13 protein-coding genes and 1 pseudogene are annotated in these 13648 nt (G+C 72.2%); 6 read left to right on the forward strand and 8 right to left on the reverse strand.

Annotated features, from left to right (window positions below; genetic code table 11):
• Nucleotides 1-6 precede the first annotated feature (6 nt).
• Complete coding sequence (locus tag AC07F0_RS37295; protein ID WP_478984506.1) at nt 7-516, reverse strand: N-acetyltransferase family protein; 510 nt, start codon at nt 514-516, stop codon at nt 7-9.
• A 112-nt stretch (nt 517-628) separates the two neighbouring features.
• The gene (locus AC07F0_RS37300; RefSeq protein ID WP_478984508.1) at nt 629-1282 is read right to left on the reverse strand and encodes a nucleoside/nucleotide kinase family protein; all 654 of its coding nucleotides are present in this window, start codon (nt 1280-1282) and stop codon (nt 629-631) included.
• A 77-nt stretch (nt 1283-1359) separates the two neighbouring features.
• Between AC07F0_RS37300 and AC07F0_RS37305 the strand changes: the two genes are divergently transcribed.
• The 6 genes from AC07F0_RS37305 (at nt 1360) to AC07F0_RS37330 (ending at nt 8921) form a co-directional block, all read left to right on the forward strand.
• Nucleotides 1360-2097 carry an HAD family hydrolase gene (locus tag AC07F0_RS37305; protein ID WP_478984510.1) on the forward strand — a complete coding sequence of 246 codons (738 nt, stop codon included), beginning with the start codon at nt 1360-1362 and terminating at the stop codon, nt 2095-2097.
• Entirely contained in the window at nt 2094-4451 is a 2358-nt protein-coding gene (locus AC07F0_RS37310) for a glycoside hydrolase family 65 protein (RefSeq protein WP_478984512.1), read from the forward strand. Before AC07F0_RS37305 ends, AC07F0_RS37310 begins: the two co-directional genes overlap by 4 nt.
• Nucleotides 4452-4609: 158 nt before the next feature.
• Entirely contained in the window at nt 4610-6106 is a 1497-nt protein-coding gene (locus tag AC07F0_RS37315; RefSeq protein WP_478984513.1) for a hypothetical protein, read from the forward strand.
• A 78-nt stretch (nt 6107-6184) separates the two neighbouring features.
• Entirely contained in the window at nt 6185-7033 is an 849-nt protein-coding gene (prcB, locus tag AC07F0_RS37320; protein ID WP_478984515.1) for a proteasome subunit beta, read from the forward strand.
• A 150-nt stretch (nt 7034-7183) separates the two neighbouring features.
• Nucleotides 7184-8338 carry a Nickel transporter NicT gene (gene nicT, locus AC07F0_RS37325; protein ID WP_478984516.1) on the forward strand — a complete coding sequence of 385 codons (1155 nt, stop codon included), beginning with the start codon at nt 7184-7186 and terminating at the stop codon, nt 8336-8338.
• A 91-nt stretch (nt 8339-8429) separates the two neighbouring features.
• The gene (locus AC07F0_RS37330) at nt 8430-8921 is read left to right on the forward strand and encodes a DUF5709 domain-containing protein (protein WP_478984553.1); all 492 of its coding nucleotides are present in this window, start codon (nt 8430-8432) and stop codon (nt 8919-8921) included.
• Nucleotides 8922-8935: 14 nt separating this feature from the next.
• Here AC07F0_RS37330 and AC07F0_RS37335 read toward each other — a convergent pair whose 3' ends face one another.
• The 6 genes and pseudogenes from AC07F0_RS37335 to araA form a co-directional block, all read right to left on the reverse strand.
• The gene (locus AC07F0_RS37335) at nt 8936-9142 is read right to left on the reverse strand and encodes a hypothetical protein (RefSeq protein ID WP_436728826.1); all 207 of its coding nucleotides are present in this window, start codon (nt 9140-9142) and stop codon (nt 8936-8938) included.
• 312 nt (nt 9143-9454) lie between these two features.
• Nucleotides 9455-10534 carry a PP2C family protein-serine/threonine phosphatase gene (locus AC07F0_RS37340; protein WP_478984554.1) on the reverse strand — a complete coding sequence of 360 codons (1080 nt, stop codon included), beginning with the start codon at nt 10532-10534 and terminating at the stop codon, nt 9455-9457.
• Nucleotides 10535-10777: 243 nt separating this feature from the next.
• Nucleotides 10778-10939, reverse strand: a pseudogene (locus AC07F0_RS37345) (tyrosine-type recombinase/integrase); the annotation flags it as partial.
• Between the two features lie 58 nt (nt 10940-10997).
• Entirely contained in the window at nt 10998-11378 is a 381-nt protein-coding gene (locus AC07F0_RS37350) for a VOC family protein (RefSeq protein WP_478984555.1), read from the reverse strand.
• A 5-nt stretch (nt 11379-11383) separates the two neighbouring features.
• Nucleotides 11384-12109, reverse strand: coding sequence for an L-ribulose-5-phosphate 4-epimerase AraD (gene araD / locus AC07F0_RS37355; protein ID WP_478984518.1), 726 nt, complete (start codon nt 12107-12109; stop codon nt 11384-11386).
• 14 nt (nt 12110-12123) lie between these two features.
• Entirely contained in the window at nt 12124-13641 is a 1518-nt protein-coding gene (araA, locus tag AC07F0_RS37360; protein WP_478984521.1) for an L-arabinose isomerase, read from the reverse strand.
• Nucleotides 13642-13648: the final 7 nt, after the last annotated feature.

Below are 13648 nucleotides of genomic sequence, written 5' to 3' on the forward strand. Positions count from 1 at the left end.
GGCCTCCTACGCGTCGAGGGCGGGATGCGCGACGTCCGGTGCCTGAGCGGCGAGTTCGCTGAGGGGCTCACCGCTGAGCCGGCACACCTCCCACTCCTCCAGAAGTTCCACCCCGAGCGACTTGTAGAAGTCGATCGTCGGTGTGTTCCAGGCCAGGACCCACCACTCGAAGCGGTCGTAGCCGTTGCGCCGGCAGGTCGCGGCGAGGGCGGCGAGGAGGGCCTTCCCGTGTCCCGCGCCGCGCGCCCGCGGCCGTACGTAGAGGTCTTCCAGGTGCATGCCGCGCGTGCCCGTCCAGGTCGAGAAGCGCGGGAACCACAGGGCGTAGCCCACGGCCTCACCCGTGCCGTCGTCCTCTGCGATCAGCGCGTGGGCGGCCGGGTGCTCACCGAACAGCGCCTCACGCAACTGCTCCTCGGTGGCCCGGGCCTGCTCGGCGGCCCGTTCGTACGCGGCGAGTTCGCGGATCATGCCCCGGATCTCGGGGACGTCGTTCAGGGTGGCGGACCTGATCATGCGACCGATCATGCCTCATCGCGATGCGGCCGGGAATCGGATTCCGGGCACAGGTGAACTCCGGGACGCTGCTCGCCCTCTCGGACGCCGCCGGGGAGGTCATGGCCAGGGTTCACGCCCGCACGCGCGGCAGTGCCGACTCCGGCACCACCAGGTCGGCCCGCGCCCGGGTCGTCGCGACCAGTTCGGCGTTGCGCTGGTCCGAGCGCAGCACCCACGCCACGGCCTCCTCATGGCCCTTGCCGAACTCCTCGTGCCGGGCGATCAGCCGCCGCAGCCGCTCCGGCTCGGGAAGTTCGCAGAACCACACGTCGTCGAGCTCGGGGCGGACCCGGGCCCAGGCGCCGGTCTCCAGCAGGAGGTAGTTGCCCTCGGTCACGACGAGCCGGGCCGTCGGCGGCACCGGGATCGCCCCCGCGACCGGCTGCTCCAGGACGCGCTCGAAGCCGGGCGCGTACACCACGTCGTCCGTCTCCACCCGCAGCCGCCGCAACAGCGCCGCGTACCCGGCCGCGTCGAACGTGTCGGGCGCGCCCTTGCGGTCGCGGCGGCCGAGCCGTTCCAGTTCGGCGTCGGCGAGATGGAAACCGTCCATGGGGACGTGCGCCACCCACGGATCGCCGGATCCGTTCAGTTCCCGCACCAGTCGTTCGGCGAGCGTCGACTTGCCCGCGCCGGGACTGCCGGCGATGCCGAGGATCGCGCGCCGGCCTTCCCGGGGCAGGGCCCGGGCGCGGCGGACGAGGTCGTCGAAGGTGAGCGGCACACAGCAGAGTGTGTCACCCCTCGGAGTGTGGCGTGCGCCACTCACTGGACATCGCCGGGCCGGGGAACCGGTCCTGTATGACGCAGCTCGGTCTCCCCGAAGACATCCACGCCTGCCTCTTCGACCTCGACGGTGTCGTCACCAAGACGGCAGTCGTGCACGCGGCCGCCTGGAAGGAGATGTTCGACGCGTTCCTGCGCGAGCGCGACGGCGCGGACTTCCGGCCGTTCGACGCGTCCGACTACGACGAGTACGTCGACGGCCGGCCACGTGCCGACGGCGTGCGCACCTTCCTCGCGTCCCGCGGCATCGACCTGCCCGACGGCGACCCGGACGACCCACCCGGCGCGCAGACCGTGCACGGGCTCGGCAACCGCAAGAACGAGCTGGTCCTGGAGAAGATCCGCACCGAAGGCGTCGAGGCCTACGACGGCACCCTGCGCTACCTGGAGGCGGTCCGCGCCCATGGGCTGAGCACCGCGATCGTCTCCTCCAGCGCCAACTGCCGTGACGTGCTGCGCTCGATCGGCGCCGAGCACTTCTTCGACGTCCGCATCGACGGCGTGGTGGCCGCCGAGCGCAACCTGCCCGGCAAACCGCACCCCGACACGTTCCTGGCCGCCGCCGAGGACCTCGGCATCGAACCGGCCGAGGCCGCCGTCTTCGAGGACGCCCTGGCCGGCATGGACGCGGGCCGGGCGGGCCGGTTCGGATACGTCGTCGGCGTCGACCGCGTGGGACAGACCGACGCGCTGTACGCACACGGCGCCGACGTCGTGGTGCAGGACCTCGCCGAACTGGGGGACACGCAGTGATCACACAGCGGGCGTACACCGTCGAACCCTGGACGGTGCGGGAGACGGAGCTCAACCTCGACCTGCTGGCACAGAGCGAGTCGGTGTTCGCCCTGTCCAACGGCCACGTCGGCTGGCGCGGCAATCTCGACGAGGGCGAACCTCACGGCCTGCCTGGCTCCTACCTCAACGGCGTCCACGAACTGCACCCGCTGCCGTACGCCGAGGCCGGATACGGCTACCCGGAGTCCGGCCAGACGTCCATCAACGTCACCAACGGCAAGGTGCTGCGCCTCCTGGTCGACGACGAGCCGTTCGACCTGCGCTACGGGCGGCTCGTCACCCACGAGCGGACCCTGGACCTGCGGCGCGGCGTGCTGGAACGGATCTGCGAGTGGACCTCCCCGGCCGGCTCGACGGTCCGGGTGCGCTCCACGCGGCTGGTCTCCCTGACCCAGCGGGCGATCGCCGCCGTGGCGTACGAGGTGGAGCCCGTCGACAGCCGTACCCGAGTGGTCGTCCAGTCGGAGCTCGTCGCCAACGAGAGCCTGCCCGAGCCGGACGGCGACCCGCGCGCCGCACGGGCGCTGAAGTCCCCGCTGGAACCGGAGGAGGATCTCGCCTCGGGCAGCAGGCTGCGCCTGGTCCATCGCACACGGCGCAGCGGCCTGCGGGTCGCCGTGGCCGCCGACCATCTGGTCACCGGCCCGGAACGGACGACCACCACCAGCAGCGAGAGCAACGTGGACGTGGCCCGGCTGACCGTCACCTCCGTCCTGGAACCGGGGGAGCGGCTGCGCGTGGAGAAGCTCGTCGCGCACGGCTGGTCCAGCGCGCGCTCCCGGCCCGCGATGAGCGACCAGGTCGAGGCGGCCCTCGCGGCGGCCGCGCACAGCGGCTGGTGGGGGCTCCTGAAGGACCAGCGGGCCTACCTCGACGACTTCTGGGCGCGCGCCGACGTCGAGGTCGACGGCGACGAGGAGATCCAGCAGGCCGTCCGCTTCGCCCTCTTCCACGTCCTGCAGGCCGGCGCCCGCGCCGAACAGCGCGCCATCCCCGCCAAGGGCCTCACCGGCTCCGGCTACGACGGCCACGCCTTCTGGGACACCGAGGCGTTCGTGCTGCCGCTGCTGACCTGCACCGCGCCGGCCGCGGCCGCCGAGGCACTGCGCTGGCGCCTGGACACCCTGCCCGCCGCCCGGGAGCGGGCGGCCCAGCTAGGTCTGCGCGGCGCCGCGTTCCCCTGGCGCACCATCGAGGGCTCGGAAGGCTCCGCGTACTGGCCGGCCGGCACCGCCGCCTTCCACGTCGGCGCCGACATAGCGGACGCCGTCGTGAGGTACGTGGCGGCCACCGGCGACGAGGAGTTCGAGCGCGAGGTGGGTGTGGAGCTGCTGGTGGAGACCGCCCGCCTGTGGCGCTCCCTCGGCCACCACGACGACCGGGGCGTCTTCCACATCGACGGCGTCACCGGGCCGGACGAGTACAGCGCGATCGCCGACGACAACACGTACACCAATCTCATGGCCCGGGCGAACCTGCTGGCCGCCGCCGACGCCTGCAAACGCCACCCCGACGAGGCGGCCCGGCTCGGCGCCGACGAGGAGGAGCGGGCCGCATGGCGGGACGCCGCCGAGGCCGTGCACGTCCCCTACGACGAGGAGCTCGGCGTGCACGAACAGCACGCCGGCTTCACCCGCTACCAGCGCTGGGACTTCGACCGCACCGGCCCCGACCAGTACCCGCTGATGCTGCACTTCCCGTACTTCGACCTGTACCGCAAGCAGGTGATCAAGCAGGCGGACCTGGTGCTGGCGATGTACACCTGCGGCAGCTTCTTCGAGGAGTACTTCGACGAGGAGCAGATCGCCCGCAACTTCGCCTACTACGAGCCGCTGACCGTACGGGACTCCTCCCTGTCGGCCTGCGTCCAGGCCGTCATGGCCGCCCGGACCGGCCACCTGGACCTGGCCTGCGCCTACACGGCCGAGGCCGCGCTGATGGACCTCGGGGACCTGGAGCACAACACCCGCGACGGACTGCACATCGCGTCGCTGGCCGGCACCTGGATGGCGCTGGTCGCCGGGTTCGGCGGTATGCGGTGCACCGATGGCGGCCTGCGGTTCGCGCCGCGCCTGCCCGAGAGGTACAGCCGGCTGGCCTTCTCGGTGGGGTTCCTCGGCCGGTGCCTGCGGGTGGAACTGACCGCCGGTCAGGCCACGTACACCCTGCGCTCGGGTCCGCCCCTGACGATCCGCCATCACGGCACCGAGGTGACGGTGCGTGAGGACGCCCCCGTCACCCGCCCGGTCCCGCCGGCGCCCCGGCGTCCGGCCCCGAGCCAGCCGCCGCACCGTGCCCCGAACACCCGCTGACCTCCGGATCGAGTCAGGCACTTGGCCGAATTCCGGTCTGCACGTCCCCACCCCGCGGGTTAGCTTGGCCATGTTTTCCGATCATCGAACCTCCGCCTTCGGCCCGCGGGCCGTGGAGGTCGCAGCCGGCCTACGCGCGTAGGGGTAAGGGGTGGACGATGTCCGACGGAGCGAGCGCCCTTCTCGTTCGCAGACGAAGACGTACACAGACGGCCGCGTCGGGCACCAGCCGCAAGAGCCGCGTCGACGGACCGCTCGCCGCGGTGGCCGCCGTCTTCACCGTCGCGCAACTCGTCCTCGTCCGGCCGGTCCTCGGCCTCGGCTGGGACGAGATCGTCTACGTCAGTCAAGTCACCTCCCACACCCCGGCGGCCTTCTTCAGCGCCCCGCGCTCCCGGGGCGTCTCCCTGCTCGTGGCGCCGATCGCGTCCTGGTCGTCGTCCACGCCGCTGCTGCGCGTCTACCTCGCCCTGCTGTCCGGCCTCGCCCTCTACCTGGCCCTGCGCGCCTGGCGCGGCCTGTTCCCGACCCGGGTCCTGGCCGCCGGCGGCGCCCTCTTCGCCTCCCTGTGGGTGACCCTCTTCTACGGTCCGCAGGCCATGCCCAACTACTGGGTCGCGATCGGCGCCCTGATCACCGTGGGCTGCTTCCTGCGGGCCCGGGCGCAACCTTCCGCCCGGGCGGCACTGTGGGGCATCGCGGCGGGCGCCGCCCTCATGGCGTGGATGCGGCCCACCGACGCGGTCTGGGTGACCGCGCCGCTGCTCGTCCTCGCCCTGGTGCGCCGCCACTGGCGGCTCCTCCTCGTGCTCGTGGCAGGCCTCGCGGCCGGCGCCGTCGAATGGGTGATCGAGGCCTACGTCGGCCACGGAGGTCTCGGGCAGCGCCTGTCCGACGCCTCCCGCATCCAGGGCGGACTGGGATGGCAGTTCGCCGTCGACGACCAGCTGCGCAGCCTGGGCGGGCGTGCCCTGTGCCGGCCCTGCACCGTGTCGATGCCCCACCCCGTGGTCACCGTCTGGTGGTTCGCCCTGCCTGTCCTCGCCGGCGTCGGTCTGCTCGTCGCGGCCCGGGCCCGGCGCCTGGGACGGACCCTGGTCCCCCTGGCCTGCGCCGCCACGGCCGCACTGCCGTACCTGTTCATGATCGGCTACGCGGCGCCCCGCTTCCTCCAGCCGGCCTACGCGCTGCTCGCGATCCCGGTCGCCGACGCCCTGTGGCACCTGGCCAGAACCCCGGGCCGGACGTGGCGGCCGGTGGTGGCCACCCTGGTCGCGCTCGGCCTGGCCGGCCATCTGGCGGTGCAGATCGCCGTCCTGGAAGGCGCCGTGTCCCGCAACACCGAGAGCCGGCGCGACTGGGACCGCACCGCCGGTGCGCTGCACCGCCTCGGCGTCCGCCCGCCCTGCCTGCTCACCGGCCACGAGGCCATCCCGATCGGCTACTACACCGGCTGTTCCTCGGGCGCGACCTCCGGCCACAACGAGAACACCACGGTGGCGGACGTCCTGCGCACCGCGGACCGTCTGCCGGTCGCCCACATCGCACCGGCCGGCGGCACGCCGCCCCGTTACGCCCGCACCTGGCCCGTCCACCGGATCTCGGACCTGGACGTCCGCGTCGCACCGCCGGCGCCGCGGAGCAGCGGCCACTGAGGCATCAACTCGCGTTTCCCGCCCGCCTGGTCCAGGTAGGAGTCGGGAGACGACGGTCACGGACGAGGGGGGAACGCCATGACGGGGATCGACCACGAGGGCCGGCTGGGGGAGGAGTTCTTCACACCGGGCTCCTCGTCCTTCACCGAGTTCCTGGCGGCCCACCGCCCCGAACTGCTGGGCACCCGCCGGATCCTCCCGGACGGCGTCCACGCCGAGGGCGCCCCGCACGGCACGACCGTGCTGGCCCTCGCCTTCGGCGACGGCGTGCTGATCGCGGGCGACCGGCGGGCGACGATGGGCAACCTGATCGCCCAGCGGGACCTGGAGAAGGTGCACCCCGCCGACGACCACACCGCGGTGGCCTTCGCGGGTTCCGTCGGGCTCGCCCTCGACCTGGTGAAGCTCTATCAGGTCGAGCTGACGCACTTCGAGAAGGTCGAGGGCATCCCCATGACCCTCGCCGCCAAGGCCACCCGGCTGGCCACGATGATCCGGGGCAATCTGGGCCAGGCCATGCAGGGCCTCGCCGTCGTCCCGCTGCTCGCCGGCTACGATCCCACGGCTCCCGAGGGCGGGCGCGGCCGCATCTTCGGCTTCGACGTCGCCGGCGGCCGCTACGAGAAGTTCGGCTTCCACGCCGAGGGCTCCGGATCGCCGTACGCCCGGGGCGCGTTGAAGAAGCTGTTCCGCCCCGGCCTGACCCGGCGCGAAGCCGCCCTGGCCGCGCTCCAGGCGCTCTATGACGCGGCCGACGACGATTCCGCGACCGGCGGCCCGGACCTCACCCGCCGCATCTATCCCGTCGTGTCCGTCATCACCGAGGACGGCTTCGAGCGGCTGCCGGAGTCGGAGACGGAGGAGCTCAGCCGCGAGATGGTCGAGCAGCGCCGCGACCGGCCGGACGGACCGAACGCCGCGGTGTGAGACCCCCGGCGGCGGGGCGCACGGCTTCGGAGTTTTCGCTTCCATGGACAAGACCTGTCGCGGGCTTTACCGCACATGTGTTGCAGGTACTGGAGGATGGCGCGAGGCTGTTCCCCGCAGCCGTCGGTCCGACAGAAAGCCCCCCTTCCGATGACGGCCGCCCCTGAGTCCACTCCACCCCTTGCCGCCCCGGCTGCGGCCCAGCGCACGGTCCGGCGCCGCGTCCGTACCTCCATGACGCGGCAGGAGTGGACCAGGGCCGGGGGGATGGCCGGCGTCATCGTGGCCCTGCACGTGATCGGCTGGTTCACCCTCGTCGCGATCGTCGCTCCCGAGCACCGCGCCATCGGCACGCAGACCTTCGGCGTCGGCATCGGCGTCACCGCGTACACGCTCGGCATGCGGCACGCCTTCGACGCCGACCACATCGCCGCCATCGACAACACCACCCGCAAGCTGATGGGCGAGGGGCAGCGGCCGCTGTCGGTCGGCTTCTGGTTCTCCCTCGGCCACTCCAGCGTCGTCTTCGTCCTGGCCTTCCTGCTCACCCTCGGCGTGAAGACCCTGGCCGGACCGGTCCGCGACGGCGGCTCCTCGCTGCACGACGTCACCGGGCTGATCGGCACGACCGTCTCCGGGACGTTCCTCTACCTCATCGCGGCCGTCAACCTCGTCATCCTCGCCGGCATCTGGAAGGTCTTCCGCCGGATGCGCTCGGGCCACTACGACGAGGCCGCCCTGGAGGAACAGCTGAACAACCGCGGCTTCATGAACCGGCTCCTGGGCCGCGTCATGAAGTCGGTCTCCAAGCCCGGGCAGATGTACCCGCTGGGCCTCCTCTTCGGCCTCGGCTTCGACACCGCCACCGAGGTCGCCCTGCTCGTGCTGGCCGGCTCCGGTGCCGCGTCCGGTCTGCCCTGGTACGCGATCCTCTGCCTTCCCGTCCTGTTCGCCGCCGGGATGTGTCTCCTCGACACCATCGACGGCTCGTTCATGAACTTCGCCTACGGCTGGGCCTTCTCCAAGCCGGTCCGCAAGGTCTACTACAACCTCACGATCACCGGCCTGTCCGTCGCCGTGGCCCTGCTCATCGGGACCGTCGAACTCCTCGGTCTGCTCGTGGCGCGGCTCGGCCTGCACGGCCCTTTCTGGGACTGGATCTCCGGCCTCGACCTCAACGTCCTGGGGTACGTCGTCGTGGCGCTGTTCGTCGCCACCTGGGTCGTAGCGCTGCTGGTGTGGAGGCTCGGGCGCATCGAGGAGAAGTGGACGGGTGGCCTGGCCCGGACGGGGCGGGAAGGTTAGAGCCCGCGTAACGGGAAACGCGGAACGGGCACATGAGACAGACGAGTCGACGCAGCGCGACAGGGAGGCAGAAGCGATGGGCACGGAACCGATGCGCCCCGAGCCGATGGCGGACGACGCGTACCAGCCCACCGGGAGCAACGAGGAGCAGGAGGACGCCGCGCCTCTGGACCTCCAGGACGCCGTCGACGAACGGACCTACGACGACACCCTCGACGAGGGCTACTCCCCGCCGGAGAAGCCGCTCGGCGTCACCAAGCGCGGCACGACCGCCGCCGAGCAGCACGAGGGCGAGACCCTCGACGACCGGCTCTCCCAGGAGGTCCCCGACGTGTCCGCCGAGCCCGTCGGCGACGGCGTGGGCGACACCCCCGACAGCGACGGCGAGCCGGTCGACCCCGAGGCGGGCACCGCCCGTGCGGGCCGCCTGGTCGCCCCGGACGAGGGCGCTCACCCGGACACGACGAAGGAGACCGTCGCGACGGACATCGGCATCGACGGGGGTGCGGCCGGTGCGGAGGAGGCGGCGGTCCACGTGGTGGAGGACGACAGCGCCCTCCCGGAGGACGACGACAGGGCGTGACCTCCGGCCGGGGGCTACGGCAGCAGCTTCTCCAGCGCGGCCGGGCCCTCCGCCGCCAGCTTGCGCCTGGCCCATTCCAGGGTGTGCGGGGTGAGGTCCTTGCCTGAGGCAAGGACGAGGTCCTCCGGCGTCACGTCGGTGCCGGTGCGGGCGTGGAGCAGGCGGTCCGGGGTGGTGCGGTCCTCGGGCGGCCGGGACGCGGCGGGCTGTGAAGTCGACATGTTCTCTGCTCCTAGGGTCCGGTTCGCTGGTGCGGCCCCGGTGCTGAAAAACGGGCCCAGGACCACCATTCAACGCGCGAGCCCACAGTGCATCCGGAGAGCCCGGGCCCCGACCGCGGAACCTCCGCGGACAGCCGGCCGCAGGCACCGCCGAGAGCCCTGCCGCGAGCCCGCAGGAAGCTTGCCGGGAGCCGACCGTAACCTCGCCGGGAAGCGTACCGCCGGCTCGCAGGAAGCTCGCGCGAACCGGCCGCAAGCCCGCAGGAAGCCGACTGGCGCCGCCCGGTCGTACGGCCCCGCCGCCGGCCGCCGTCAGGGCCCGACCCGCGGACGGGGCGCGAGCACGAGCATCGTGACGTCGTCCCGCACATCCGGGCAGTACCGGGCGAGGTCGGTCCACACCCGCTCCGCCAGGGCTGCCGGGTCCTCGTCGGCGAGGCCCGGCAACCGCTCGGCGAGGGGATAGAAGACCCCGCCCGCGTCCCTGGCCTCGGTGACACCGTCGGACGCGAGGAACAGCCGGTCCCCGGGCCGCAGCCGCACCGAGACGACCTTCGCCGCAGTGGCCTCGGCCAGGCCCAGTCCCAGCGGCGTGCACGGTTCGACGTCCAGCTCGACGACCCGCCCGTCCCGCAACAGCAACGGGCCGGACTGCCCGCACGCCACGATCCGCACCACACGCGCGTCGGCGGAGAAGTCCAGCAGCACCACGGTCGCGAACAGCTCGGCATGCGGCTCGGTCGCGGAGTCCACCACCAGCCTCCGGTCGAGCCGGGCCGCCACCGCCTCCGGGTCCGGCTGGTCCAGCACCGCCTCCCGGAAAGCCCCCAGCAGCGACGCGACCGTGGCCACCGCCGACAGCCCGTGCCCCTGCACATCGCCCATGACCGCCCGTACGCCGTAGGGGCCCGCGCGCACGTCGAAGAAGTCGCCTCCGACCAGCGTCCCGCTCTGCGCGGCCCGGTACAGCCCCGCGCACCGCACCGGCCCGACCCGCTCCGGCAGCGGCGGCACCACCGCCCGCTGCGCGGCCTCGGCGACGGCCCGCTCGGTGACCAGCTGCGCGTCACGCCTGCTGCGCACGTAAGACAGCAGCACGCTCAGCACCGCGACGAAGCACACGGTCAGCAGATCGGTGCTGCCGGGATCGTTCAGCCGGAAGACCGGCACCGTCAGCACGACCACTGCCAGCGCACCGAGCACCGCCGTCACGACCGGCCCGTGCGCCAGCACGGCCAGCGGCGGGATCGCACCCAGCAGGAAGCCGATGTCGAGCGGCTCCGGACTGATCAGCTCAGCCGTGCAGACGCCCGCCAGCAGTACGGACGGCAGCAACCGTGCCCAGACCGGCGGCGGCGCGCCCCGCAGCCAGCCCCGCCGGTCCCGGTCCAGGCCCCGGTCCCGGCCTCGGACCCTGTCCCGGCGCGGCAGCCGGGAGTGCGCACCACTCACACCACCACGCTGCTACGCCTCACCCGGCGCCGCACTCCGGGCCCGCGCCGAAACGGCCCGCGTCCCGCTGGAACGGTGTGAGCGTCAGCCGCAGCCCCGTCGGCCGGAGCCACTCTCCCATGCACCTCAATGCCCCCGCAGACGGTTCCTGCACTGCACAAGGGCGTCCCTGAGGGACACGCACCCGAGGTAGACCATGAGCCGCCACCGCATGCCGACCGCGTGGGCGAGGGCGTCCACCTGGCCGACGGTGGCGATACGCCGCTCAGCGGCATACTCCTTATCGGCGCCCTTGATCCGGCACGGATTGCGCGCGATCAGCTCGTCGTCCACGGCCGTTTCCATGCGATCTCGGCCAACCTGGGGGTATGGGGCCAGCCGGCCGAGACCGCCCGAGTACTCGTCATGGCCAAACGTTGGCCTGTGCCCGGAAAGTGCCGGGATCGCTCTCCACAGGTAGTACGCACAGCAGATGACCACCAGGTACTCGTAGCACACGGCACTCCTGCCACTGCGAAACCTGCTCGGCGCCCAGGGCGATCAAGCGCGCGGTTTCCGATTCGACGTCGTCGGTCTCGATGTCGAGGTGGATACGAGGTGCGTCGTCGACCGCCTGGACTGCGGTGATCAGCCCTGGCAGGGCCTGGTGGAGCGTGGTGAACTGCGCTGCCGGTGGAAACGGTCGGGCCGTCACACCGAGAGCTGCCGACCAGAAGTCCGCTGCCCGGGCGGCCTCGGCTTCGGGTGTGTCGATCAGTACGGCGTATACGCGGCTTCTGTGCATCGTCGTCACCGCGTCGCCGGGGCGGCCGGATTGCCGTAGTAGGCGTCGGGGCCGTGCTTGCGGGTGTAGTGGCGCTCCAGGAGGTGACGAGGGGGCGGGGCGGCCGGGGAGAGGGACAGGGTGTGGAGGGCGATATCGGCTACGGCCTCGCAGATGATCGCGTGTTCCAGGGACGTGCGGGCGGTGGCACCCCAGGTGAAGGGGCCGTGGCCCGCGACGAGGGCGGCGGGGACCTCGACGGCCCGCTGGTCGTCGCCGTCGAGGAGGTCCACGATGACGTGGCCGGTGTTGTACTCGTAGTCCTTCGCGCACTCTTCCTGGGTGAGGTCGCGGGTGACCGGCACGGGGCCGTTGAAGGTGTCGGCGTGGGTGGTGCCGAGGACGGGTATGTCCCGGCGGGCCTGCGCGAAGGCGACCGCGTGGGTGGAGTGGGTGTGGGTCACGCCGCCGACGGACGGGAACGCCAGGTACAGGCAGCGGTGGGTCTCGGTGTCGGTGGAGGGGCGCAGGTCGCCCTCGACCACCGCACCGTCGGACAGGCGGACCGTCACCAGGTCGTCGATGGTCAGGGCCTCGTAGGGGACCCCGGACGGCTTGATGACGAACACGCCCGCCTCGCGGTCGACGCCGCTGACGTTGCCCCAGGTCAGGGTCGCCAGGCCGACCTGGGGGATGGCGAGGTTCGCGTCCAGTACCTCTTGGCGCAGGCCGTCCCGGACAGCTGTGGTCATCGTCGTCTCCTTCGTCACAGGGCCTGGGCGAGGCGGTGGTAGGCGGCGTTCCAGCGGATTTCCTTGGCGAACTGCTCGGTGGTGGTGTTCTCGTCGATGGTGAGCAGTTCGACGCCGGTCATGGCCGCGTAGTCGGTGAGGGTTTCGACGTCGACGGCGGAGCTGAGCACGGTGTGGTGCGGGGCGCCGGCCAGCAGCCAGCTCTCCGCCGACTCCGCGAGGGAGGGGCGCGGCTTCCACACGGCGCGGGCGACCGGCAGGCGGCGCAGGGGCTCGCTGGGGGCGACGACGTCGACGGCGTTGGCCGTGAGGCGGAAGCGGTCGCCGAGGTCGGAGAGGCCCACGACGACGGCGGGGCCCTCGGCGGCGTTGAAGACCAGGCGCACGGGGTCCTCGCGGCCGCCGATGGACAGGGGGTGGATCTCGCAGCGGGGCCGGTCGGCCGCCACCGAGGGGCAGACCTCCAGCATGTGGGCGCCCAGGACCCGCGGGGTGCCGGGGCCGAGGTGGTAGGTGTAGTCCTCCATGAAGGTGGTGCCGCCGGGGCGTCCGGCGCCCATGACCTTCATGACCCGCAGCAGCGCGGAGGTCTTCCAGTCGCCCTCGCCGCCGAAGCCGTAGCCGTCAGCCATCAGCCGCTGGACCGCGAGGCCCGGCAGCTGGCGCAGCCCGCCCAGGTCCTCGAAGTTGGTGGTGAAGGCGGTGAAGCCACCGTCGGCGAGGAAGGCGCGCAGGCCGAGTTCGAGACGGGCCGCGTACAGCAGTGAGTCGTGGCGGATGCCGCCGGGGCGCAGGGCCGGGACGACGTCGTACGACTCCACGTACTCGTCGGCGAGTTCGGCCGCCGCCTTGTCCTCGATGGCGTCGACCACGGCGACCAGGTCGTTGACGCCGTAGGTGTTCACGGAGAAGCCGAACCGCAGCTGTGCCTCCACCTTGTCGCCTTCGGTCACGGCGACGTCGCGCATGTTGTCGCCGAAGCGGGCCAGGCGCAGGGTGCGGGAGGTGTGGCGGCCGGCGGCGGCCCGGGTCCAGGCGGCGATGCGCCGGATCACCCTGGGGTCGGTGGCGTGACCGGCGACGATCTTGCGGTCGACGCCGACGCGGGACTCGATGTGCCCGAACTCCCGGTCGCCGTGGGCGGCCTGGTTGAGGTTCATGAAGTCCATGTCGATGATCGACCACGGCAGCGACAGGTTGTACTGGGTGTGCAGGTGCAGCAGCGGCCGGTCCAGGGCGCTGAGCCCGGCGATCCACATCTTCGCCGGGGAGAAGGTGTGCATCCACACGATGACGCCCACGCAGGTGTCGGAGGCGCTCGCCTCCAGGCACATCCCGCGGATCGACTCGGCGTCCGTGAGGACCGGCTTCCAGACGATGCGCAGGGGGATCCCGCCCGCCGCGTCGAGGCGCTCGGCGATCTGCCGGGACTGGAGGGCGACCTGCTTCAGCGTGTCGTCGCCGTACAGGCCCTGGCTGCCGGTGAGGAACCAGACCTCGTGGCTGTCGTGGGGGGTTGGGGAAGTCGTCATCGGAGAG

The organism is Streptomyces sp. NPDC045955, assembly GCF_056430805.1.